We start from the raw sequence: 26160 nt of genomic DNA, 5'->3' as shown, positions 1-26160 counted from the left end.
TATATTGATTAATCTTAAAATTAATCAATATAGTGTATTGTTTTTTATTTTCAAACAGGTTTTTATTTATTACTAAATTATAGGCTAATTAAATAAAAAGACATTTATTTAGATAGAGCATTAATTTCTCCACCAACAAGAATAATTACAGAAGTTAAGAAAAGCCATATTAAAAGAACTATTACAGCCCCAATACTTCCATAGGTTTTGGAATAATTATTAAAATTATCTACATAAAAAGCAAAGCACATTGAAGAGATTATCCAACCAGCAGCTGCAAAAATAGAGCCAGAAAGAACATTTTTAAAGGCTAAATTTCTACTAGGAGTAACCCTATATATAAATGAGAAAATAAATATTAATGATACAAAGGTTATAGAATATCTTAAAATCATCCAGATAGTGTTAAATGTAAAAGGAATACGAAGATATTTTATAGCAGCATAGCCAATTAAATTTCCTAGAACTAATAAAAATAAAGAAAAAATAATCATAAAAATGAGGACGAAAGTACATAAAATTGCTGTTATTCTTATTTTCCAAAAAGGACGTTCTTCGTGATCATCGTAAGCTTTGTTAAGACCTTTTATAACAGCATAAAATCCATTAGAAGATACCCAAATAGTAATAATTAAACTGAAAGAAAGAAGATCTTTTTTTTGAGTATCAAAAACTTCAATAACAGTAGTATAAATGAGTTCATAAGTGGCTTCGGGAAGTATAGTTCTAAGATTTAAAAGAACATCACTACTACTTACTGAACTGAGCCCAATAATAGTCATAAGAAATATCATAAAAGGAAAAAAAGATAAAAGTAGACTATAAGCTAGTTGAGAAGAGAGAGCAAAAATATCATCTTCCCTCATTTTATATAAAAGCATTTTTAAATTATGTTTTACATTTCCATTTTCCAAATAATATACCCCCTTTTGATAAGTAATAGGCTAGTAACCTAATATCTAGGATTTAATAACCAATAGTGGTAATTATGTATAACAACTATTACAAATATATTTGTATTTAGTATAAGAATCAATAACTAATAAGTAATAACGATTAATCAGTTTATACTTGTCATCAAAGAAAATCATTAAATCTCTTTAATTATATTTAGTTAAATCTTACTTTTATATTCCATGTATTATTAATTTATATCTAATAATAAATTTTTCAAATAGAAAATAGTGATCAAATAAAACAAGGATACAATAGTAGTAAAAAAAAATAGTATTATTACGATAATATTAAAGTATAAGTGTAAATTATACAAAATATAGACATTAATATGCAATAGCATTAATTGTCGTAAACTTGGGTGGTAAAATGAAAGAAAGAAGAAATATTGTAATTATTTTTGGCGCTCTTATTACATTAATTATTATAGGTACAATAGGATATAGTCATTTGTTAAAAGTTAATTTCATTGATGCATTATATATGACGGTAATAACTATTTCTACAGTAGGATACACTGAAGTAGGCAAAATGACACCAGAAGCAAAATTATTTTCTATAGGGGTTATTTTTTCAGGATTAGGTGTTGCAGGATATGTTTTTACTAGCACTGTTTCTTTATTTTTAGAAAATGATTTTAAAGAGGCTTGGAGGAGAAGAAAAATGGAAAATAGAATATCTCAATTAACAGAACATTACATATTGTGTGGAGGAGGAGAAACAGGTCAAAGTGTTATTAAACAATTTAAAAAAAGTAATGTATCTTTTGTTGTTATAGAAAAAAATGAGGAAAGAGTTCATGAGCTATTAGAAGAAGGTATTTTAACTATACATGGAGATGCTACTAACGAAGATATTTTAGAAAAATCAAGAATAAAATATGCAAAGGGTTTTATAAGTAGCTTATCAAGTGATGCAGATAATGTTTTTACAGTATTAACAGCAAGACAAATGAATAAAAATCTTTATATTATTTCTAGAGCTATAGAAAAAAATTCCCATGAAAAATTAAAAAAAGCAGGAGCAAATAATACTGTATCCCCTAATGAAATTGGTGGAAGTAGAATGGCTGCTTTAATGATTAGGCCTTCTATTATTTCTTTTTTAGAAATTATCACTCGTGCAGGAGATGTTATACTTGATTTAGAAGACGTAGTTATTTGTAAAAATTCTGATGTGATAGGTAAATCTCTAAAAGAATCAAAGATAAATGAAAGAACAGGATTAATTATTTTAGCTATTAAAAGATCTGGGTCAGAAAATATAATATTTAATCCAAGTGCTGATGAAATTCTTAATATAGATGATGTTATTATGGTTTTAGGAATGGAAAGTCAAGTAAAAGAGCTTAGGAAAATTGCTTGTGATAGCGGAGTTAGGGATTCTTTTATAAGTACATATTAATAATTAATTAGATTCGAGAAAATTTATGTTTTTATTGAATTTTTATTTTTACATTTATAAATTTGGAATTTATATACATATATTATGCTAACTCTTCACTGTTAACTGAATTTTATGCTATAATGTAAATGTTAAATTAAAAAAACTAGTTATTAACTAATAGTTAATTGTTAACTGTAAAATGTTAACCGTTAACTATTATCTATTCAGGGGGTACTTAAATGAAAAAAAAATTACTAAGAAAAATAATAACACTAATATCAATATTAACTATTTCTGCTTCTCTTGTAGCTTGTGGAAAGCCAAAGCCTGTTGAGCGTCCTAAGGATCCTAAGCAGACTGTAGAAGATAAAGGAATGACAAAGAAGATTGCAAAAGAAAAGATAGTTAGTGGAAGTAAGGTATATATTAAAGATAATATGATTATAGCAACTATGGTTATAAAAAAAGAAGCAAAGAAAGAAGAAATAACAAAGGTAGCAAATCAATATGCTCAAGAGTTGAAAAAGCAATATAAAAACTTACAAGAAGAGTATAAGGGTATGAAAATAAATGTGCAAGCTGTACAAAGTGGTAAAAATGTAGCTAATATATTAATTGATAAATAATAAAGAGCCAGTAAAGCTAGTTAAGCTTTTACTGGCTTTAATCCTGTAGTCAAAACGCTTATAAGTTGTTCAAAGGCAGTTTCTAATTCATTTTTATGCAAACTAGCCTTGCCTTCCATTATTTTAAGAAGTTCTTTATAGCTTATCCCTTGTTTAAGATTTATATAATTTAACATAGTTTCAGATAGATTCATTATACAGAGTATAATAAAATCTATATCTAGAGATTTTTTTACTTCACCATCTTCCTGGCCTTTTAAAACTAAATCTCTTATAAATGTTTTTCCATGAAGAGAATTTAATACTTTTGTTTTTTCTATATATTTATTTTCTACAGCCATTCTTAAAAATTCGCTTATAATAGGGAATGTTAAGTCAAATTTCATATAGTTAAATACAGTGTCTCTATAGATTTGAAAAAAATCACCTGACGTTACATTGATATTCTTTTCTAAGTAATCTATCTTTTTATTCAGTGCGTAGTCAAGTAAATAGGAATATAGATCTTCTTTATTCTGAAAATATCTATAAAAGCTTCCTTTCGCTATACCAAGCTCATTTATTACTTTATTTATTGAGGCTGTTTCAAAGTTGTGAAGGGAAAATTCGTTTAAAGCCACATCAATAATTTGATTTTGTCTTTCTAAAGATAAATTTAAGAAAGTTTTTTTTGGCAAAATATCACCTCCTGAAAGAGACCGCCCAGTCACTTGAATAGTATAAAACCTATGGTTAAATTTGTCAATGGAAATTGTAGGTTAAAATGCATATATAAATAAGATGTGTAAAATTAACACTAAGTTAATCATGGAAATATTGACATGATTTTCTTGCTGTGGTAATATTGTTCTATATTATGCGACAGGGTGGTCGCCAACAAAAAATAATACTTCTGGGGGGAGTTTCATGAAAAGATTAATTTCGCTTTTGGTAACATCAGCGGTCATGTTTTCTATGACAGGGTGTGGTAAAAAAGTTCAAGCAGGAGAAGAGAAAAAGGTATTACCTGTAAAAGTCATGGATGTTAAAGAAGAAAAGCATCCTATATTATTAGAATATTTGGGTAATACAAATTCAAAAGATATTATAAAGTATAGTTTTAAGATACCAGGCAAAATTGCTGAGATAAATGTTAAAGAAGGCGATTATGTAAAGGCAGGACAAGTAATTGCGGTATTAGATAGTCATGATTACAATTTTGCAGTTGATGCAGCAAGAGGACAGGCAGAGGCAGCAAGAGGTCAGACAGAGGCAGCAAGAGGTCAAATGGAAGCTGCAAAAGGTCAAATGGAAGCTGCAAAAGGTCAAATAGCTATGGCAGATGCCCAAGTAGCCGCAACAAAGGCATTATATAATAAAGCTATGAATGGAGCTCAAAAAGAGGATATTAATAGTGCTAGGTTAGCTGTAAAAAACGCTGAAGATACTTATAAGTATGTACAACAAAGTTATGAGAGAATAAAAAAGTTGTATGATGAAGGAATTGTCTCAAAGCAACAATTAGATGATATCAAAATAAAACTTGATTCTTCAAAAGTTGCTTTAGATAATGCCAAAGAGGTTTTATCAAAGGCTGAAAATGGTGCTAGAGTTGAAGATAAAGAAGCTGCACTTGCTCAACATAATGCAGCAAAGGCACAAAGAGATGCAGCAAAATCTAAATACTCTGCAGCACAAGGTCAATATAATGCAGCACAAGGTCAATATAATGCAGCACAAGGTCAATGCAATGCGGCGAACACTCAATATGAGTCAAAGCAGAGTATGCTTGATGATACAGTTCTTAAATCAGAGGTATCAGGGTATGTAGCAAAGGTTCTAAATAAGTCAGGTGAAAATACAGCTGCAGGATACCCTGTTATAGCAGTTCGAAGCGATGATCAAGTTATAGATATACAAATAGCCCAAAATGATGTAGGTAAAGTTAAGGAAGGAACAAAAGCAAATTTATCTCTTGAAGAGATAAAAACTACAGGGACTATTACTGAAATAGAACAAGTACCAGATGCTAAAAGTAGAACATATAAAGCAAAAATTAAAATGGATAAGGAAATTGAAAAAGAAAAATTTTATGTTGGTTCTGTAGCAAAAGTAGATATTAAATTAGGAGATAAAACAGGAATATGGCTCCCTATAACGGTTGTTTTAAATGATGGAGAAGATTATGTATATGTTGTAGAAAAAGGTAGAGTATCAAGAAAAAATATAACAATTGAAAGTATATATGGAGATAAAATTTTAGTAAAAGGTGTAAAATTGGGAGATAAAATAGTAACTCAAGGATTGAAAAATGTTAAACCAGGTAATCAGGTGAATATTGTTAAATAGAAGAGGGTGAAGATATGACAGGGTTGATTAAAAGTGCTGTTAAACATCGAAAGATAACGGTGTTTTTAACAATATTAGCACTTATATTTGGAATAGGTGTATATAGAATTATACCAAAACAAGAAAATCCCGATGCGTCAGTTGGAGTAGCTATGGTAATAACTGTATATCCTGGAGGAACTCCTGAAGATGTTAAAAACTTAGTTACTAAGAAGATAGAGGATGCATCATCGGAGATAGATGGATATGATTTTACTGAATCTTATTCTAAAAACAGTGTTTCAGTTGTTCTTGTTTTCTTAAAAGATAATGCAGATGAGGACAAGGCGTGGAGAGAATTAAGAGATAAAGTAAATGATAAAAAATCTGAACTTCCAAGCGAATGTTTTGCAAGTACAATTAATACAGATTTAATTTCAACAGCGGGAATGATAATAAGTTTATCAGGAGATAATTATTCTTATGATCAATTAAACACATATGCAGAAGAAATAAGAGACAAGTTATCAAAAATAGATGGTGTTAGTAAGTTTGATATAAATGGTAAACTTGAAAAAGAAGTAAGAATAGATGTAGATGTTAATAAATTAAACAACTATCCTATTTCACTAGAAGATGTTTTAAAAGTAGTTAAGGCTCAAAATGTAAAAATACCACCTGGAGCTATAGAAAGTAAGAGCTCAAGAATAGATGTTGTTACAAGTAATGGGTATGATTCTATAAAAGATATTGAAAATGTAGTTGTATATGTTTCCACTGATACTGGAGCAATAGTAAGACTTAAAGATATTGCTAATATTCATATGGCATATGAAGATGATTCTTCTAGGTATAAACAAGAAAGTAAGAACGCTATTTTATTAACGGGACACTTTGAGGAAAACAAAAATATAGTTCTTATAGGTAAGGATGTTAGAAAAGAGATAGAAAATATTAAAAAAGACTTACCATCAGATTTAAATTTCTATGAGGTTTTATATCAACCAACTGATGTAGATGACTCAGTTACGAATTTTATGACTAACTTAGTAGAAGGTATCATTTTGGTTGTTATTGTAATATTTGCTGGAGTAGGAATAAGAAACTCAATAGTTGTATCGACAGCATTACCTATTTCTATAATGCTAAGTTTCATAGCTATGCAGTTCTTGGGAATAAAGGTGCATCAAATTTCAACTATGGCACTTATTATAGCCCTGGGGATTCTAGTGGATAATGCTATTGTAATAAATGATGCGGTTCAAGTTAAAATAGATGAGGGATTTGATAATGTAACGGCAGCTATAGAAGGAAGTAAGGAGTCTTCCATACCTATATTTACATCAACTTTAACAACAGTAGCAGCATTTGCTCCATTACTTACTTTACCTGGAGTAGCAGGAAATTATGTTGAAAATATTCCACAGGTTGTTATAATATCACTAATAGCTTCATACATTTGTGCTATGTTTATAACTCCTGCACTAGCTACCATGTTCTTTAAGAAAACTAATGAGAAGAAAAAGAAGAAGGGAGACGGAAAAGTTCGTAAGACCTTTGCAAAATTATTAGATTTCGGACTTGCAAATAAAAAGGTGACAATAGGAATAACAATTGGAATTTTAGCAATAGCGTTATTTGTACTTACAAAATTAGGACTTCAATTTTTCCCTTATTCTAATAAAAATATGCTTTATATAGATACAACTATAGAGAAAAAAGGAGATATACAGGCAACAGAAAAAATGTCTCGTGAGCTAGAGAAGATATTAAAGGCTCAGCCAGAAGTCAAAAGTTGTACTACAGGAATAGGAGATGGATTACCTAAATTCTGGGTTGCTATGCCACCAGCAGTACCTTCTAAAGACTTTGCACAAACTAAGATTGATTTTGACCTTAAAGCGGGGGGAAGATTTAAAAATGTTGAAGAGTTTTCAGGATTTCTTCAAAAAGAATTGGATTCTAAACTCTTAGGTTCTAAGTCAAGAATTTTTCCATTACAGTATGCTGCACCAAGACAAGCACCTATAGTAATGCATGTTAAGGGAAATGACATAAAAGATTTATATCCTATTTCTACTAAAATCCAAAATATGGCGAGTCAGATTGAAGGGGCTACAAATGTTCGTGATGATGCTGCAGAGAGAACTTATCAATATAAAGTAGATATTGACCCTGATATGGCATCACAACTTGGAATTATGAAATTTGACATAGAAAGACAGATAAACATAGCATTAAGAGGATCAGAGGCATCTGTTTATAGAATAAATGGTAAAGAATTTAGTGTTATTGTAAGTAGTAGTATAGATACAAAAGAAAAACTAGAGAATTTAGAAATAAAATCAACAGTAGCAGGACATAAGGTTCTTCTAAAGGAAATTGCTAAAGTTAACCTTAAAACTCAAATAGATACTATAAAAAGGTTTGATAGGGCGGATTGTATAACAGTATATGTAGACGTAGAGCCAGGCGGAAACGCAGTTGATACTCAAAAACTTATAGAAGAAAAATTAAAAACAATGGATTTAAAAGGTGCTGAAGTTGAGTTCCGTGGGGAAAAAGAAGATATAGTAAAATATTTTGGTAAACTTGGAACATCTGCAATAATTGCTATATTCTTCATTTATATAATTCTTCTTATACAATTCAACTCATTTATTCAACCATTTATAATTTTCTTAACAATACCATTATCATTAATAGGATCTATTTTTGGATTATTCTTATTTAGACAACCTCTTTCATTAATGGCTTTTATGGGAATTGTAAGTTTGGTTGGAGTAGTTGTTAAGAATGGTATACTTTTAATCGAATATATAAATAAAGCAAAAGAAGATGGCTGTGAGATAGATGAGGCATGTAGAGGTGCTATGCAAAGGAGATTTAGTCCTATAATACTAAGTGCATTTACAACAGTTATGGGACTTGTACCAGTAGTAATGTCTGGTGATCCTATGTTTACGCCTATGGGAGTTGCATTAATGTGTGGCTTGATTGTATCTACATTATTGACATTAATTATTATACCAGTTTTATACAATATAATTGATACACATTCTACAAAAATTAAACAAAGAGTTAAAATTAGAATGGACAATGGAAGCTCTTTAAAGGGATGATGAAATATGAAGAATAAAAAATCTATATTGAAGATATTAATCCTAAGTATTACATCTATATTTTTAGGAGGGGCAGTACTTTCAACGAGTGCTGCTACTTCTAAAAATACATTTAAGTTGTCAAAAGAAGAGGCTGTTAAGCTAGCAATGAAAAATAATAATGATTTAAAAAGGCTTGAGACTGGACTTAATACTCTAGACAGAAAGTTTAAAAAGTATAAGGATTTAAGTAAAGATGCTGAGGATGCTAAAGACGCATTTGAAGAATATAAAGCTGCTTACAAAAAAATAAATAGTGAGGAATTTAAAAATTTAAAAAAGCAACTAGAGAGTACTGTGCAAGGATATGCTGAAGCTCAAAAGAATCTTACCCAACTAGAAGAACAGTTAAAAACAATTCCCAATACAGAGGAAAATAAAGATAAAATAGCGGCTATAAAGGCTGGAATTGAAAAAGCTAAGGCAATTATAGATAAAATAAATCAGAGCCTTGCTGAAAAGGGAACAGATATAGATACGATGAATAAAAAGTATGCTGAGCTTCAAGCAGAACTTGCAAAGTTTGAGGCAGGTAAGGCAAAACTTATAGCTATGGGACTTGCAGATAAAGAAACAGGAGCACCAAAACAATTAACTTCTAAAGAAGAATATAATATATTTATCAAACCTAGAGACATACCATGGTATACGGTTCAATGTATGATACAAAAAACAGTAAAAAAGAGGGAGTTAGCTAATGAAACTGTAGATTTTAAAATAAAAGAAGCCTATGATAATCTTTTATATGCTGAAGAAGGTTACAATCTAAAAAAACAACTATATGATAGGATGCTTAAAGGATATAATGATTTAGTTAAATCTTATGAAGTGGGAATGTCATCAGAGCTTCAAAAAAATCTTACTAAAATTGAACTTGATAAAACTAAGCTAGACCTTGATAATCTAAAAAGAAATATAGAAAATGGACAAATTCAATTTAAAAAGACATTAGGTATAGATCTTAAAGAGGAAGTTCAATTAAGTGATAATTTAAATAATTCTATAAAAGAACCTCAAAAATATGAAAGTTATTTAAGTAGTGCTTTAAATAATAGAAGTGAGATACATGATTGTAAAGTAGATTTAGAAGAAAAGAAAAGAACCTTTGATATAATAAAAGATTATTTTGATGATGATGACTATGAATGGCTTAATGCTGAAAAAGAATTAGATGAAGCTGATGTAGCATTAGATGATAATAAAAAGAATGTAAAAGAAAATATACAGAATGCTTATTTAGATGTTATACAGAAAAAAAGACAAATAGATTTAGCAGTTAAAAACATGGACAAGGCAAAGCAGCAATTAGAATCAGCTAAGAAAGCTTATGAAGCTGAAACTAAACCTATATCATTGATTTGGGATGCAGAACTTGGATTAAATAAAGCACAAATGGATCACAATACTGCTTTGAGAAATTATAATATAGCACTTTACAAGCTTGAAAAAGCTAGTAAAGTAGGACCTAAATATTAAGGGAAAGGAGTAGTAAGTTAATATGAAGAAAAAAGTGAAATTATTAACTGCAGCTATAACATTAGTATCAGTATTAGGTATAGCAGTTATATCTGCACTAGGAGCTGCGGATAAAGGCTCAGAATTGAATTTAAATGATATAATTGAACTTACTACAAGTAACAACAACGAGCTAAATTTTTTTAAGAAAAAGATTCAAGTAAAAGAAAAATGGTATGATGAAGCTACAAAAAAAGATGATAAAGATTCAAATTTCGATGAAGATATGAAAGAATATATTACTCCGTTAAGAATACAGCAAGAAATAAAAGATATTGAATGGGAAAGAGACCAGGCGCAAGATAAGGCTATAGTTGAATCTACCAAAGGATATTATGAAATAATGCTTCAAGATCAGTTGATACAACTTCAACAAAAAACCATTGAAAGAATGAAAAAACTTTTAGAATACAAAAAAGCAAAGATCGATGCAGGGACAGAATCACCAGTATCACTAATTGATGATGAGGCAAATTTAAAGGATGCAGAGGTAAAGCTTCAGCAACTAAAAAATGATGAAGAGAAGATTAGAATGGAACTGAATATGAAAATAGGAACTCCTGTAGATAAAAAATTAAACTTAAAAAAAGCAGAGATTCCTTATAAAGTATATGAAGTTAAAAATTTAGAAAATGTTATTGAAACCATGCTAAAGAAATATTACACAATAACTTCACTAATAGCCAAAGAAGATATTGATTCAAGAGAAAAGGCTATTGTCCATACCTATGTAAAAGATGATAAAAGTGAGCTTGAAAATGCTGTGAATCCAAAAGGAGACTATAAAGAAAGAGAAAACCAATTAGAAGATGATATTATAGAAACAAAATATAAACTCGATGATGAAAAGAAAAATGTAGAAGCAAAAGTAAGAATGGATTACAATAATATAATAAATCTAGATAATGATATTAAAGTTAAGAAATTGGATTGTGAAAAAGCTGAAACTATGTTGAAAACAGAAAAAACTAAATTTGAAGCAGGTACAGGTACGGAATTAGAAGTAAAGGCAGCAGAAGAAAAAGTTTTAAGTGCTTCATGTGAATATAATAAAGCAAAACTTAATTATTATGTGGCAGTAGAACAATTTAAGAATTTTACTAAAAAAGCACTTAAATAATTCAGCATTTAGAATTAAGTTTTGAAAGGCTTACCTATTTTAGTATATATTTAATAAATTATTGAGTTTGTATAATTTCGAAAACGATTCTAAATTTAGTATATCTTATGTAGCTAAACTTTCATAAACTCGCTAAGGCTCAAACATATGAAAGTCCTAAACGCTACAAAAGCTATACTAAACAAGAATTGTAATTTCTTATTATAATTAACTTAATAATTTTAAAATATATACTAAAATAAATTCACTATGGAAACTAAAATGCTAAATGGAAGTTAATATGGTATATTTATTTTGATTATGAACAATTGAAGTATATAAAATCATATAGATGGGATTAATGTTAAATGAAAATTACTATAGGGAAGGTCTTATAGTAATTTTTATTTTTTTGAGTAAAAGAAGAATTTGCAGAAAAATATCCAGATAATGATCGTGACATAATCTTAAGAGATTATTATAAAGTAATTAAATGAATTATTAGGAAAAATTGTGATCTGTCCCCATGAAATTGATAGATCATAATAAAAAATATGGTATAATAACTTATTAAATACTCTAATCTAAGGAGGAACTTATATGAGAAAAAAAACATTTAAAGTGTTAATTTATCTAGTGTTGGCAGCAATATTTTTTACTTCTTGTGGAACTAAAAAAGATGCTACTGATACTTTACAAAGTCAAAAAGAGTACATACCTGTAGAAATAGGGGTGGCTAAAAAAGACGTTATTTTTAATTCAACTATAGTTACAGGAAAAATAGCTGGAAAAAATGATATAGCTGTATCACCTAAATTTGCAGGTAAAATTATAGATATGCCTATAAAGGTTGGAGATGTAGTTAGTGAAGGGCAGGTTCTAATGGTATTAGATCAAAGTGATGCAAATGAAAGAGTTAAACAAGCAAAAGCAAGTTTAGAAGGTGCAGAAACTGGTGTTGAACAAGCAAAATTTGGGGTAAATCAAGCAAATGACGTGGTAACTTCAGCAAAAGCTAATTATGATTTGGCAAAAGCAAATTATGATTTAAATTATGAAAAAATTCAGAATGCAAAGGTTAACTTGGAAAGAAGTAAAAAATTATATGAACTTGGAATTATATCAAAGGCTGAATATGAACAAGCTGAACTTGCGGCATCAGATAAGTCTATAAAAACACTTGAAGCTCAGCTATACCAAGCAGAAAAAGCTTATAAGCAATCAGAAAATAGTATTAATCAAGCTAATATTGCCATTAAACAATCAGAGTCAGGATATAATCAAGCTAAGGCAGCATATGAACAAGCTTTAAAAGGTGTACAAGATATGATTGTTACATCACCTGCAAGTGGAGTAATTTATAATATAAATGTAGAAAAAGGGGAAATGGCATCTAATGCTCAGCCAGCTATAACTATAATTTCTTTGGATAAGGTTTATGTAAAAGCTGATGTAACAGAGAAGCTTATAAATAAGTTTAAAAGTGGAAGTTCAATAGAATTAACAGTACCAGCAGTAGCTGATAAAAAAATCACTGGTAAGATTTCTTTTATAAATCCAGTTGCTAACCCTCAAACTAATTTATATTCTATAGAAATAGAGATTAACAATAAAAATCATAAAATTAAGCCAGGTATGTTTGCTAAGGTTGAATTTAATACAGATTATAAAAAAGATGTGTTGGTAGTGAAGAGTGAAGCCATTATTGCAAATGATGGTGATCCTATTGTGTATGTTGAAAGTAATGGAAAAGCTATTGAGAAAAAGGTAGAGTTAGGATTAGATAACGGACAGTATGTTGAAATTAAAAAAGGATTAAATATTAATGAAAGAATAATCGAAAAAGGTCAAAATTACGTTAAAAATGGTACAGTAGTAAAGGTTGTTGGAGGTAATAAGAAATGAATTTAGCTAAAATATCTGTTAAAAGACCAGTGACTATATTTATGGCTGTACTTGTAGTTATATTACTTGGGGTGGTGTCACTTACAAATTTATCTGTAGACTTACTTCCAGATATAAATATACCTATAGCAGTTGTATCAACAGGATATCCTAATGTTGGACCAGAAGAAGTAGAAAAACTAGTCACTAAGCCTATAGAACAATCTATTGAAACTACACCCAATATTAAAAATGTAAAATCAATAAATTCTGAAGGATCTTCTGTAGTTATAGCTGAATTTAATTCAGGTACAGACATGGACTTTGCAACTTTAGATATGAGAGAAAAAATTGATATGGCTAAAAGACTTTTACCTAAAGGGTCAGAGGAACCTATGGTTTTAAAAATAGATCCTAATGCTCAAGCGGTTATGATGATAAGTATAACTGGAGGTAAAAATTTATCACAACTTCAAAGTTTTGTAGAAAATAATATACAGCCAGAAATTGAAAGAGTAGCTGGAGTAGCTTCTGCCAAAGTTAGTGGAGGACTTCAGAATGAGATAACAGTATCATTAAACCAAGAAAAGTTAGAAGGGTATAAATTAAGTATAGATTATATATCTGATATTTTAACAGCAGAAAACTTAAATTTACCTGGGGGAAAAGTAAATAAAGGAAGTCAAGATTTATTAGTTAGAACTATGGGTGAATTCAAATCAATACAAGATATAGAAGATATATCGATACCTTTAAAAACAGGAGGAGTAGTTTTACTAAAGGATATTGCAACAGTTCAATTAGGAAATAAAGAACAAAATTTAATAGCTATAGATAATGGGAAAAATTGTATTAGTATAAATATTCAAAAACAATCAGATTCAAATACAGTTCAAGTTTCTAAAAAAGTAAAAAAACAAATTGAAATTTTACAGGGAAAATACCCTGATACAAAGATAAAAGTTTTGTTTGATCAAGCAGATTATATAAATAGTTCTATAAAAAATGTTGAAAATACTGCTGTATTAGGTGGAATACTTGCCGTTTTAATTTTATTTGTATTTTTGAGAAATATAAAAAGTACTCTTATAATCGGTACAGCTATACCAATTTCAATAATAGCAACTTTTGTACTTTTATATTTTGCAGATATTACATTAAATTTAATGACATTAGGAGGACTTGCTCTTGGTGTAGGTATGCTTGTGGATAATGCTATAGTTGTTTTAGAAAACATTTATAGATTTATTCAAGAGGGACGTACAAGAAAAGAAGCGGCAGTTAATGGTGCAAGTGAAGTAGGAGCTTCGGTAATAGCATCTACATTGACTACAGTAGCTGTTTTTCTTCCAATAGCATTTACTTCAGGAATTACAGGGGAACTTTTTAAGGATTTAGCATTGACTGTTGTATTTTCTCTTGTAGCTTCATTAGTTGTATCTCTTACTTTTATCCCTATGTTAGCTTCTATTTTATTAAATGAAAGTAAAATAATACATGAAAATGATATTATGTCTGATGAAAATAAGAAAGTTAAAATAAATGGAATTTTTCATAGAGTAGAGTCTAGATATAGAAAGATTTTAGATTGGAGCCTATCTAACAGAAAGAAAACAATTTTTGTGGGTATGGTTATATTCATTATAAGTATGGTATGTTTAAGTAAAGTTGGAGCTGAATTTTTCCCGGAATCAGATCAAGGTATGTTTACTATAAATGTAGAACTACCGGATGGGGCTAGTATTAATGATACTAGAGATATAGTTAATAGAATAGAAAAGAAATCTGAGAAGATTAAAGAAATAGACACTTTTTTTGTTAATATAGGCGAAGGAGATATGTCTTCTGGTAGTGGAAACAAAAAGAATACAGCACAAGTAATTGTAAAATTAAAACCATTAAAAGAAAGAGAATTAGATGTTAAGCAAATAATGGACAAACTAAGAAAGGAAAGTAAAGATATTGCAGGAGCAAAAATAAGTTTTAAAAACAGTAGTGGCATGAGTGTAAGTGGTTCAGCACCTATTTCTATAGAAATAAAGGGTGAGAATTTAGATACATTAAAAGAGATATCAAATAAATTTAAAAACACTATAGAGTCTGTAGCAGGAACAAGAGAAGTCGAGAGTAGTTTAGGTGATGGTAAACCAGAACTTAGGATTAAACTAAATAGAAAAATTGCATCTCAATATAATCTTACAGCCTCACAGATTTCATCACAGATACATGGAACTATATCAGGTAAAACTGCTACAACATATAAATATAAAGATGAAGATATAGATGTAGTGGTAAAAGGTGATGAAATATATAAGCAAAGCGTAACTAATCTTAAAAATATTATGATTCAATCACCCACAGGAGCAAATATACCTTTAAATCTAGTAGCAGATGTAGAAATTAAAAGAGGACCAGCAGCTATAAATAGAAATGATCAAGTTAGAGTTGTAAGTGTTACAAGTCAAATTTTAGGCAGAGATTTAAAAAGTGTTGCTAAAGATGTAGAAAGTAAATTACAAAAAATTAAGATGCCATCAGGTTATACTTATAATATAGGCGGGGAAAATGAAGATATGCAAGAAGCGTTTATAGATTTATCAAAGGCTTTAGTTGCAGCAATAATACTAGTATATATGGTGCTTGCTGGACAGTTTGAATCTTTATTAAATCCTTTTGTAATTATGTTTTCAGTTCCGTTAGCTTTAGCTGGAGGTGCATTAGGACTATTTTTTACAGAAAGAAGCTTATGTGTACCAGCTTTTATAGGAGTAATAATACTTGCTGGTATAGTAGTTAATAATGCTATAGTTTTAATAGATTACATAAATATTAGAAGAAAAAGAGGAGAGGATAGGAGAGAAGCGGTATTAGCAGCAGGACCTATAAGATTAAGACCTATACTTATGACTGCATCTACCACTATTTTAGGTCTTGCACCTATGGCGTTTGGAATAGGTGATGGAGCCGAAATTCAAGCTCCTATGGCTACTGTTGTTATAGGAGGACTTCTTTTCTCAACAATACTAACACTTATATATATACCTGTTCTTTATACTATTTTTGAAGATTTAAAAAATAAAATTATAAAAAAAGAAAAACAAGTAATTGTTAAAAATTAATAAGAATTGTGACACATCCTATAATGATTCCCCTATAATTCACCTGTGTATGGTAGAAATATGGGGGAATATGAGATTAATTGAAACTATTAAAATTAAATGGTATTATATTTATGGATTTAAGTTACAAGGTGGTGCAGTTATGTTATTTAATTCTTTTAAATTTATTATATTTTTTCCAATAGTAGTATTTATATATTTTATTATTTCACATAGATATAGATGGATACTTTTGCTTGGGGCTAGTTACTATTTTTATATGTGTTGGAATCCTAAATATATAGTTCTAATACTTACTACTACTTTAATATCTTATCTATCAGGTATATGGATAGAAGGCACTCAGAATACAAAAAAGAAGAAAATATATTTAAATTTTAGTATCTTATCGAATATTGCAATTTTGTTTTTATTTAAGTATTTTAACTTCTTTAATGATTCTTTTAGACAAGTGTTTACTCATTTTAATTTAAACTATACAGTGCCTAGTTTTAAGTTGCTACTTCCTGTTGGAATATCGTTTTATACATTTCAAAGTTTAAGTTATTCTATAGATGTATATAGAGGAACTAAAAAAGCAGAAAAACATTTTGGGATTTTTGCTCTTTATGTTTCATTCTTTCCTCAATTAGTAGCAGGACCTATAGAAAGGTCGGATAGATTATTACCTCAATTTTATGAAAAACATAAATTCGATTATAAGAGAGTTACAGATGGCCTAAAACTTATGGGAATGGGATATTTTAAAAAAGTAGTAATAGCTGATAGATTAGCTATTTTAGTAAATACTGTTTATAATAACCCAAGTTCATATAAAGGAGTACCTTTAATAGTTGCTTCTATATTTTTTGCTTTCCAAATTTATTGTGATTTTTCAGGATACTCTGATATTGCAGTAGGTTCAGCTAAAGTTATAGGGTTTGAACTTATGGAAAATTTCAAAAGACCGTATTTTTCAAAATCTATAAGTGAGTTTTGGAGAAGATGGCATATATCTTTATCCACTTGGTTTAGAGACTATTTATATATACCACTAGGAGGAAATAGGGTTAGTAAAGGAAGATATTTTTTAAATAACTTAATTACTTTTTTAGTTAGTGGATTATGGCATGGAGCTAGCTGGACATTTGTAGTTTGGGGAGGACTTCATGGAGTATATTTAATAATAGGTTCTATTACTAAAAGCACTAGAGAAAAACTTGCAGAAGGCATAGGTCTTGAAAAAATTCCTAAAATTTATAAATTAATTAAAGTTTTAATTACATTTATATTAGTAGATTTTGCATGGATTTTCTTTAGAGCGAATTCAATCTCAGATGCTTTATATATTATTAAGAATTTATTTAATGGTTTAGGTGATGTACAAGGGCTAAAAAACATTCTTTTAAATCTAGGGTTAGATAAAGTTTCATTTATTGTTGGAGTAATTGCTATAGTAGTTATGGAAATAGCTCATTTAATTGAAGAAAGGCAAAGTCTTATAAAGTTTATTAGAGAAAAACCGGCGTTAATTAGATGGACTTTCTACTACGCATTGATACTAACTATAATGATTTTCGGAGTTTTTGAACAATCACAATTTATCTATTTCCAATTCTAAAAAACAATATTTTAGGTTTGATCCAATTGTATGATTACATAATTCAATACTGGGCTTTTATTTTTAATTTTAAATTGTGCAATTTCTTCAATTGGAAAACGAGGTGTATTTATGAGGAAATTTATAAAAAAACTATTTTTCTTATTGCCTATACTAGTAATATTAATTTGTACAAATTATTTTATTGATCCTGGCAATATATTTTATAAACATGGTGTTTATGAAAAAGGGATTGCTGAATTATTAATCAAAAATAAGAATGTTGAGAATTTAACTAATTATGATGAAAGATTACTTCAAAAATTTTATGTAGATAAAATCAGTGATTCTAAAAATTTAGTAGTTCTGGGTTCGAGTAGAAGTATGCAAATAGATTCAGATATTTTAAAAGAAAAAAATATGTTTAATAGTAGTGTATCGGGAGCTGCCCTCGAAGATATAATGGCTGTATACGGAATATATAGAGAGAAGAATCATATACCTAAAAGAATTATAATAGGTCTTGATCCATGGATATTAAACAAAAATAACAATCAAAACAGGTGGAAATCTATAAATAATAGCTACTTTTATATTCAAAATGAAATAGGAATTCAGGATAAAACTAACAAAAAATTAGATGAAAAATATTTAGAATTAGTATCATTATCCTATTTTCAAAGCGCACTAGATAGTATTACTAAAGCTAGTAATGTGACATATAGTTCAACGGATAAAAATTATTCTAAGACAAACATGAAAAGATCAGATGGAAGTTTAGTGTATAATGAAGAAATTAGAAATAGAACAGTACAAGAAGCCAAAAAGCTTTCAATAAATTATGTATCTGAAAAACCAATATATTGCCTTGGAAATTTTGATAAAATAGATGATTCTTATAAAAAACAATTTGAAAAATTTATAAATTTAATCCAGAGAGATGGGGTTGAAATAGAATTTTTCTTATCACCATATCATCCCTATGTTTATAAACAATTAATGAATTCTTCTGAATATAGAATTGTAGATAAAGTAGAAAAATATTTTATACAATTTGCAGAAAGCAAGAAAATTAAAGTATATGGTTCTTATGATCCTGTTACTATAGGGTGTACTGAAGATGATTTTTATGATGGAATGCACATAAAAACTTCAGCTGTGAAAAAAATATTCAATGGTTAAATGGCTTTATAAGCTTTTTAAGATACAGTTTAATAAATTATTGAGTACACATGATTTTGAAAATATTAAGGTTTGTCTTGAATTGTTAGCAGGTTTTGTAGTGGTGGACATACAATATGATATAAATTATAATGAATGTATTCAATAGAAAAAATGAACTGAATATAAATAAAATAGTATAAATAACAAATTTAAGTATAACATTTTTTTATATTATTACGAAGATAGTATTAGAATGGTTAGACATTGACAAACCAAGATTAATAATTAAGGTGATGAAAAATCAAATGGGGGGAAGAGTTTTGAAAGAGAGTTATAGGAAGGGAGCTGCGGCGTTAGCTGTTTTAGCCACCCTTATGTGGATTCCTAATGTTAGTTTAGGAGTTACTAAAGATAAAGATGATGACAGTAAGTATGAGGTTAGATATAGCAAAATTCCTGTAGAAGAGAGGAAATCATGGAAGATAAAATTCAATAAAGAGTTAGACTCAGGAAGTATAAATAGCACAAATATAATAATTGAAGATGAAAAAGGAAATAGTGTAAGTGCAGATATTTCTTTGGACAAGGATGATAAGCAAAAAAAGACTGTACTGGTTAAGCCTTATTCAAGCCTTAAACAAGGTGAAAAATACCATATGATAATAAAAGGTGATGTTAAATCTAAAAATGGTAGAAAGATAAGAAAGCCTGTAAAAGTCTATTTCAATACAAAGAATGTGTTTGCAGGATTACCTTGTGAAGAAGGGTTAATTATTGTAGGGGATATTGCTTATTCTATAGACTATTTAGCTCAAAATGCAAAACTTAGAAATGAAATAATAAATGAAGAGTATTATATTTATTATTGTTATAGCCCAACAGAACAAAAAATTAAAGATATATTTAAAGACGAAGAGTTGAAAAGTAAGGATGTAAATAGGCGTTATGATACAATGACATATATTAATGAAAATGGAGATAAGGCTATATATGAATGGAGTTATAAGAACTCAGAATATGAACTACTTACTCCAGGAGTAGATGTTAATATAACCGCAAATTCAAATGCGAAAGTTGTAACTGTTAAAGTAAACAAGGTTAGAGGCGTTGATGATGCTACATACTTTAAATTAAGTTCTAGTAACGATATGAAAAAAATAGGGGAAACTTTTGTATTTACATCTGCGAATATGAGTGAAAAAATATATATTTTAAATTCTAACAAAAACATAGTAGCTACAGGAAGATTACTTGTATCCTTTAGTAATAGTGGATATAAAACTCTTAAGATAATTACAGATAGCAATAAAGGAAATACAACAGGTAATATAAATAATAATGGATATGCTGCAGAAGATAATGATGGATATTTATTCTACAATAATACAGGAGACAAAAACAGTCTATATAAATTAGATACTAATGGTATGTTTAATAATGCTATTGCTTATGATAATGCTCAGTATATAAATGTACTTGATGAGTGGGTTTATTACTCAAATTACTCTGATAAAGGAAAATTATATAGAATAAAAACAGATGGCACAGGGAAACAAAAACTAGCTGATGATATGGCAGCTTATACTACAGTTTCAGGAGATTGGATATACTATTCTAATCATTCAGATGGAGGAAAATTATATAAGATTAGGCCTAATGGTAAGGATAGACGTCAAGTAAATTCTGCTCTTAACCACGAAGTTGCTTATATAAATGTATTAGGAAGTTGGATTTATTATACAGATAAAACTGATAAACATACACCTTATGTTACTAATTTAGAAGGTAGTTATGTTTCTAAATTAAGTGAACAATGGGCAGATTCAATACAAGTTGTTGGAGATTGGATATACTATACATCAAGCACAGGGGTTTTAAGTAAAGTTAAAAAAGATGGAAGTGGAGAGATAATTCCTATTCAAGGACAAACAAGAGAGTTTGATAAGGGATTTCACTTAAATGTAGTAGGAAGTTGGATATACTATAGTAACTATCTTGATGGTGGAAAGTTGTATAGAGTAAGAACTGATGGAAGTGGAGAAAAATTAAAACTTACCAATGAAACTGTAGGATATATTAATATTGTAGCAGATTATATTTATTACACATCAAGTGGAAAATTATATAGACTTCCTATTGATGCTGATGGGAAAATAAAAGGCGAATTAGTTACTAAAGGGTCCGGTGATAACAAAATAATTCAAATGGATGATTTAAAAGTAACTGTTCCATATTATGATGTAGATATGAAACTTTCAGATATAGAAAATAAATATCTTCCTAAAAAAGTTCCTGGAATTAAAGATGATAATACTATGAATCAATTTTCTGTTACTTGGGATAGAGATAAAGTAACTGTAAAAAATGGAATTAGAGTTTATACAGGAGACATAATTGGATACAATAGAAAAGTTAAATTAGAACTTGAAATTCCATCTGAAATGCTTAATGAAACTAATACCATAACAATATACAACAACCCAGATAAGTCAAATGACATAATTGAAATTAAGAATATAGCTAGTAACGATAGATTATCTGTTCCTAAAAAGTTAATCGTAGGGGATATAGTTAATGTATATGACAGTGAAGATTCTACTAGATCATTATCAAAAGCTACAGTTGTAAATGATGGGAAATATAATAAAGCTGTTTTACAAAGGCTTGACTTAGATACTTTCCCAGACAAAAATGTATGGATTAGTGTTATAAGAAAAGACAAGTCTGAAAGTAGACGTACGAAGGTTAAGCTTACAACTATTCCTTTGATAAGAGAAGTAAAAGATGTTGATGACATTGGGCTTGGTAAGAAGATAAGTGGAAAGCAATATGGAGTTGATGGAAGGGACTTTAAGATTTGTGATTGGGAGTCAGTATCTGATTTAAATTCTAGAGATTATGATATATTTATACTTCCATCAAGAAATAAACTTGACTTAAGCACTAAAAATACTACAAATGGTATTAAAAATTTTGATAGTATATCTTCAGGAAGGTCCACTTGGCAAGGTTCAAGAGGACAAGATAACGATAGTAAGCAAAACCAGCTTAAAGGTGGAAAATATGATATTTTTGTAGCAGGGGAGTATACTACAACTGGTGGAGAAGATGCTAGAGGAAAACGTCCAGATGTTATAGGATATGTATCTAGTAAACCAGCTACAATAGATGTAAAGGAAGAAGTATTACCAAATCAACCAAGTATAAAAGCGCAAAAAGTTAATAGTATGGGAGTAATCACTTTAGATAAAGCACCAGCTCCAGGAGAGACTGTTTGGTTAATACCATCAGATAAAGTGGACAGAGTTGTAGGGTATACAGAAGAAGACAAGGCTTCAAGACCATGGCCTAGTTTTGCAGATGGAGAGGCTACTTTCTTAACAGGAGATGGTACTAGTAAAATAATCACAACTCCAAGAGGAGACGATCCAAGAAATCCAAGTTATCAAGATAAAACTTACAGATTAATTGCAGTTAATAATGTAGGAGCATCACCTATATCAGCTAATATGGTTACAGTTGATAATCAACCGCCAGTAATTGTAGATAAAGAAAGATTAGTTACTATACTTCATCCAGAAGATAGGTTAGGAATAAAAGTCAAAGAAAATGCTGATTTATATATAGTAAGACATGAAGATGATTATGGTAGTAAAGAGAATTTGGAAAATGCTGTTAAATTAAAAACAGGTAAAGTTAAGAAGTTTGTAGGAGGTAACTACAATTATCTTGATTTTTCTGGATTAAAAGCTGGAAAGAATAATGTAGTACCTAACTATAGAATAGTTGCTGTGGATGAAGCTGGAAACATAGCTGAACCTATTGACTTAACTATATATGTAAATATAGATAATTTAAATGCTTTAGTTGAAACTGCAGACAACCATATTAGACAACATGATTTAACTGAAACGCAACAGGCTCAATTAGAGGTAACATTAAGAAAAGCTAAAGATACTTTAGATGATTATGAGAATTTAACACAAAGAAGTATTGATATGATGACAGCAGAGCTTAGAAAAACTCTATTACAAGTTGGTATTGTACCACCATCTTCTTCAGTAGGAGAAATAGTTGAAGCAGAAACGAATGGCTTATATTTAATGGATATGGATGGAAAAGAAGTAGTAGATAAAGAAAATATTATAGAAAATTTAAAACTTGTATCTCAAGGAAGATTTGATAGACTAGTTAGAATTGAATGGCAAACTTCTGATTCTAGTGTTATAAATATTTCGGGTGAAGTTGGCAAGGTTAATAGAATGGTTGACAAAGATTCTGTAGTTACTTTAACGGCCAAAGTTACTAAGGAAGGGGTATCTAAACAAAAACAATTTAGAGTATTAGTTAAAGGAATAAAGTTGAAACCTTATTTAAGAAAAGCAGATGGAGCAGATGGAAAGATATTTATAGACTTTAATGGTTCTGAAGAAGAAGAAAGAGCAACTAAGTACAAAATAGTTTTTGTAAAGAAAGATGAAAATTATAAAGGAATTACTCCAGAAGAAGCTAATGCAAAACAAGGCATAGATGTTAATAAGACAGGGGCGGGATTATATTCTCAAGAAATAAACATAGCTGATGCTACTACCAAAGATGTTAATGGTGAATCATTAGTAGTAGACCAAGTTTATAAGGTATTTATATTAGCAGAAGGTAAGAATATAGAAGGCAATGATATATACTCCTTATCTGATGGAAAAGAAGTTACAATAAAGTAAAGCTAATATGAAGTTTTGGTAGAATGTAAAAATTAACATTTTGTTAAAATAATCTTCAAGTAAAACTGATAAATATAAAAAGCTAATGGATATTTTAAATTGTCCTTAGCTTTTTATATTTGATTTATTGGGAATTTATATGGAAACAAACGTATTATTAAGTAATTATTGATATAATAAATATTTAAGATTTCACATATAGGTTGTAAAAATAGGAAGTGGATTACAGAAAAAGTATTATTAAATGTATATCAAATATGATATACTTATGATGTACATTATTAGAAATTGGCTAACTTAATAAATGCGGAGGGAAAATATCATGAAGGATAATTCAAAACAAGGCAAAATAGTAGATACAGAAATCTCAATTCATCCATCTATGGAAGATAGAATTTCCAAATTTCAAAAAGAATGTTTAGTTGAAGAAGCAGAAGCACTTCCACCTATAAAAGAGGGCGAGGTTGATGTAAATACAGATTTTATATTTGATTTAGGAGACAAGTATGAGGTAAGTGTTTTTATAAGAAACGGATTACCAAAACCAGTGAACTTAGAGAAAATTCCTTTTAAGGTGGTAAATAAAAAAGAAGAAGTTCTAGGAAGTAAAATATTTGATTTAAGAGAAATGGGACAAATTCCTCCAAGGACAGTAAGACCATGGAAAGTATATTTTGATAAGGAAGATATTAAACTTGGAGAAAATGATCTTAAAGATTTAAGAATTATTTTCGATACTAGATTAAAAGCAGAAAGAACAATTAATGTTACTTTTGAAAATCTTCCACTAGGAATTAAGGGAGAACATAGAAGAAAGTACGAAAAATTCCTTCAAAGTCTTCCTTTACTAAGGTTAGGGCAAGTTTCTATGACTGCATATAAGGTAGAAAAAACAAAAGATGATGGGATTGCTGTTGAGGTAGTAATAAGAAATGGCAGAGCTAATGGTATAGATGTGGAGAGAATACCTCTATCAATTTATGATTCAAAAGAAAATTTAGTTGCCTCAGGTATATTTTATTTAAAAGATGTAAAGGTTAGTCCTTTTAAAGCTAGAATATACTCATTTACTTTTTCAAAAGATGAATTAATAAGAGAAGACATAAGATTAAATGAGTGGAGAGTAGATTTTAGATTAAACAAAAATATTTCTGCAGGAGATGAAGTGGGACATGAAAAATAATAACACAAATAAAAAGAATAAAGCAGCTAAGATTATAATTTTTATAGTTGCGTTAACTATGATAATAAGTACTTTTGCAACTTTCTTTGCAGGCAAAGGTGGTAAAAAAGATAACACTAAACAAGTTACAGAAGAAAGTTTAAAAAACGATAAAAACAATAATAAATCTCAACCAGCTAATAATGATAAATCTAAAGCAGCAGCTGATAATAAAGCAAACTCACAAATAACAGATGGACTAAAAAAGGCTATGGCAAGTGCTGAAGTTAAAGTTGATAAGAATAAGGTTATAAGTAATATTAAGGTAAATGAAGATGTAAATAAAATACAAGCTGATAAAGTAGTAGAAGAGTATTTAAAAAGTATTAAAGAAAAATACAAAGGAAAAGATATACAAATTAATGTAATAAGTAAAGGAAAAAATGTTACAACCTCTAATGTGTACGATAATATAAAACAACCAAGTGATGCAACTTTACCAACAATGTCTTTAAGAATAGAACCAGCTATTACAAATATGGACAGGCATGTTGTTGTAACTCTTAATACTAAAACTCCAGAAAAATATACAGTAAAAGTTTTAGGAAAGGCGTGTAGATATGCTAAGACTAAAGGGTTTTTCCATACAGTAGTAACTACAACAGATGAAGCTGCTATTAAAAAAGGTATTCAAGTTGTTTTAAATAAATAGAATGTGCTTTAAAATATTTGCTGTTTAAAATTTATTTTAAAATTGTAAATGTAAGGTTTATAAGTAATAAATGAAATAAACAAATAAATATATGAATGAAAGGGTGGTATATTAATGAAGAAAAAAATATTAACTTGTTTAGCTGTTGCTGGACTTATTACTATGGGTTCAACAGTTAATACATATGCAAAGACAGATGCTTATCTAATAAAGGATTCTAAATCTGGTGTTTTATATCAATATGATTTAGAAACCTTAAAAAATAGCTTTTTAGATTACACAGAGTATGGAAAAGCACCTTTCTATGAAGAATTTATAGGTAAAATCCAATCATTTGGTGGAACTTATGCTTATCATGATAGTACAAAAAAATATGTAAGTTTTGAAACTGTAAGTGAGGCATTTTTAAATGCTCAAGAACAAGGAAAAGGTTTTTCACTTGGAGATTATACAGAATCATCTGAAGCAAAAGCTATGACTGGTATACCAGAAACTGTAAAAAATCTTAAAGTAACAGATGGTAAAGCAGTATATGAAGATATGAAAACTGATGGATCATCTACTCCAGAGGAATCAGAGGATTTAGAAGTAATAAGCATAGAGTAGCTATTGTTTAGTTAGGTATTAGTTATAGATTAGATACCTAAAAAAGCAGCTAATGAAAATTTAAATTTTCATTAGCTGCTTTTTTATAGTGATTAGGATTAAAAACAAGAAATCTAGGGCGGTTATCAAAAAAAGTAGAATAATATATATAATAGTAGAAAAATT

General features: G+C 28.9%; 16 protein-coding genes. 14 read left to right on the top strand and 2 right to left on the bottom strand.

The genetic code is table 11. The annotated features are described in order from the left end of the window. Positions 1-104 precede the first annotated feature (104 nt). Positions 105-914: a YihY/virulence factor BrkB family protein gene (locus OW729_RS12250; protein ID WP_407647674.1), complete on the bottom strand. Its 810-nt coding sequence runs from the start codon at positions 912-914 to the stop codon at positions 105-107. Positions 915-1323: 409 nt separating this feature from the next. Here OW729_RS12250 and OW729_RS12245 point away from each other — a divergent pair, with 409 nt between their 5' ends. Then, the gene (locus OW729_RS12245) at positions 1324-2358 is read left to right on the top strand and encodes a potassium channel family protein (RefSeq protein WP_268061808.1); all 1035 of its coding nucleotides are present in this window, start codon (positions 1324-1326) and stop codon (positions 2356-2358) included. Between the two features lie 221 nt (positions 2359-2579). Then, positions 2580-2966: a hypothetical protein gene (locus tag OW729_RS12240; RefSeq protein ID WP_268061807.1), complete on the top strand. Its 387-nt coding sequence runs from the start codon at positions 2580-2582 to the stop codon at positions 2964-2966. A gap of 20 nt (positions 2967-2986) precedes the next feature. Here OW729_RS12240 and OW729_RS12235 read toward each other — a convergent pair whose 3' ends face one another. Then, complete coding sequence (locus OW729_RS12235; RefSeq protein WP_268061806.1) at positions 2987-3643, bottom strand: TetR/AcrR family transcriptional regulator; 657 nt, start codon at positions 3641-3643, stop codon at positions 2987-2989. 229 nt (positions 3644-3872) lie between these two features. Between OW729_RS12235 and OW729_RS12230 the strand changes: the two genes are divergently transcribed. The 12 genes from OW729_RS12230 (at position 3873) to OW729_RS12175 (ending at position 25995) form a co-directional block, all read left to right on the top strand. After that, positions 3873-5294 (top strand): efflux RND transporter periplasmic adaptor subunit, encoded by a 1422-nt coding sequence (locus OW729_RS12230; RefSeq protein ID WP_268061805.1) that lies wholly within the window; start codon positions 3873-3875, stop codon positions 5292-5294. A 14-nt stretch (positions 5295-5308) separates the two neighbouring features. Next, a complete protein-coding gene (locus OW729_RS12225) occupies positions 5309-8395 on the top strand; it encodes an efflux RND transporter permease subunit (protein ID WP_268061804.1) in 3087 nt (1028 codons plus the stop codon). Positions 8396-8401: 6 nt separating this feature from the next. Continuing rightward, entirely contained in the window at positions 8402-9910 is a 1509-nt protein-coding gene (locus tag OW729_RS12220) for a TolC family protein (protein ID WP_268061803.1), read from the top strand. 22 nt (positions 9911-9932) lie between these two features. Next, on the top strand, positions 9933-11069 hold the full coding sequence (locus tag OW729_RS12215; protein ID WP_268061802.1) for a TolC family protein: 1137 nt from the start codon (positions 9933-9935) through the stop codon (positions 11067-11069). A gap of 579 nt (positions 11070-11648) precedes the next feature. Beyond that, complete coding sequence (locus OW729_RS12210) at positions 11649-12953, top strand: efflux RND transporter periplasmic adaptor subunit (protein ID WP_268061801.1); 1305 nt, start codon at positions 11649-11651, stop codon at positions 12951-12953. After that, positions 12950-16051: an efflux RND transporter permease subunit gene (locus OW729_RS12205; protein WP_268061800.1), complete on the top strand. Its 3102-nt coding sequence runs from the start codon at positions 12950-12952 to the stop codon at positions 16049-16051. The genes OW729_RS12210 and OW729_RS12205 overlap by 4 nt, the downstream gene beginning before the upstream one ends. A 142-nt stretch (positions 16052-16193) precedes the next feature. Beyond that, positions 16194-17651 (top strand): MBOAT family O-acyltransferase, encoded by a 1458-nt coding sequence (locus OW729_RS12200; protein ID WP_268061826.1) that lies wholly within the window; start codon positions 16194-16196, stop codon positions 17649-17651. A 111-nt stretch (positions 17652-17762) separates the two neighbouring features. After that, positions 17763-18812: a hypothetical protein gene (locus tag OW729_RS12195; protein ID WP_268061799.1), complete on the top strand. Its 1050-nt coding sequence runs from the start codon at positions 17763-17765 to the stop codon at positions 18810-18812. 302 nt (positions 18813-19114) lie between these two features. Next, positions 19115-23515: a DUF5050 domain-containing protein gene (locus tag OW729_RS12190; protein WP_268061798.1), complete on the top strand. Its 4401-nt coding sequence runs from the start codon at positions 19115-19117 to the stop codon at positions 23513-23515. Positions 23516-23837: 322 nt separating this feature from the next. Continuing rightward, positions 23838-24698, top strand: coding sequence for an SLAP domain-containing protein (locus tag OW729_RS12185; RefSeq protein WP_268061797.1), 861 nt, complete (start codon positions 23838-23840; stop codon positions 24696-24698). After that, entirely contained in the window at positions 24688-25389 is a 702-nt protein-coding gene (locus tag OW729_RS12180) for a hypothetical protein (RefSeq protein ID WP_268061796.1), read from the top strand. Before OW729_RS12185 ends, OW729_RS12180 begins: the two co-directional genes overlap by 11 nt. 114 nt (positions 25390-25503) lie before the next feature. Further along, positions 25504-25995 (top strand): hypothetical protein, encoded by a 492-nt coding sequence (locus OW729_RS12175; protein ID WP_268061795.1) that lies wholly within the window; start codon positions 25504-25506, stop codon positions 25993-25995. The last annotated feature ends 165 nt before the right edge of the window (positions 25996-26160 follow it).

It is taken from the genome of Clostridium brassicae (assembly GCF_026738875.1).
GTDB lineage: Bacteria > Bacillota > Clostridia > Clostridiales > Clostridiaceae > Clostridium_H > Clostridium_H brassicae.
Note: the sequence above shows the minus strand (reverse complement) of the source record. Positions and strands in the feature narration are given on the sequence as shown.

Coding starts and splice junctions, on each gene's coding strand:
- OW729_RS12245 (WP_268061808.1), top strand. CDS start 1,324: ATGAAAGAAAGAAGAAATATTGTAATTATTTTTGGCGCTCTTATTACA.
- OW729_RS12240 (WP_268061807.1), top strand. CDS start 2,580: ATGAAAAAAAAATTACTAAGAAAAATAATAACACTAATATCAATATTA.
- OW729_RS12230 (WP_268061805.1), top strand. CDS start 3,873: ATGAAAAGATTAATTTCGCTTTTGGTAACATCAGCGGTCATGTTTTCT.
- OW729_RS12225 (WP_268061804.1), top strand. CDS start 5,309: ATGACAGGGTTGATTAAAAGTGCTGTTAAACATCGAAAGATAACGGTG.
- OW729_RS12220 (WP_268061803.1), top strand. CDS start 8,402: ATGAAGAATAAAAAATCTATATTGAAGATATTAATCCTAAGTATTACA.
- OW729_RS12215 (WP_268061802.1), top strand. CDS start 9,933: ATGAAGAAAAAAGTGAAATTATTAACTGCAGCTATAACATTAGTATCA.
- OW729_RS12210 (WP_268061801.1), top strand. CDS start 11,649: ATGAGAAAAAAAACATTTAAAGTGTTAATTTATCTAGTGTTGGCAGCA.
- OW729_RS12205 (WP_268061800.1), top strand. CDS start 12,950: ATGAATTTAGCTAAAATATCTGTTAAAAGACCAGTGACTATATTTATG.
- OW729_RS12200 (WP_268061826.1), top strand. CDS start 16,194: ATGTTATTTAATTCTTTTAAATTTATTATATTTTTTCCAATAGTAGTA.
- OW729_RS12195 (WP_268061799.1), top strand. CDS start 17,763: ATGAGGAAATTTATAAAAAAACTATTTTTCTTATTGCCTATACTAGTA.
- OW729_RS12185 (WP_268061797.1), top strand. CDS start 23,838: ATGAAGGATAATTCAAAACAAGGCAAAATAGTAGATACAGAAATCTCA.
- OW729_RS12180 (WP_268061796.1), top strand. CDS start 24,688: ATGAAAAATAATAACACAAATAAAAAGAATAAAGCAGCTAAGATTATA.
- OW729_RS12175 (WP_268061795.1), top strand. CDS start 25,504: ATGAAGAAAAAAATATTAACTTGTTTAGCTGTTGCTGGACTTATTACT.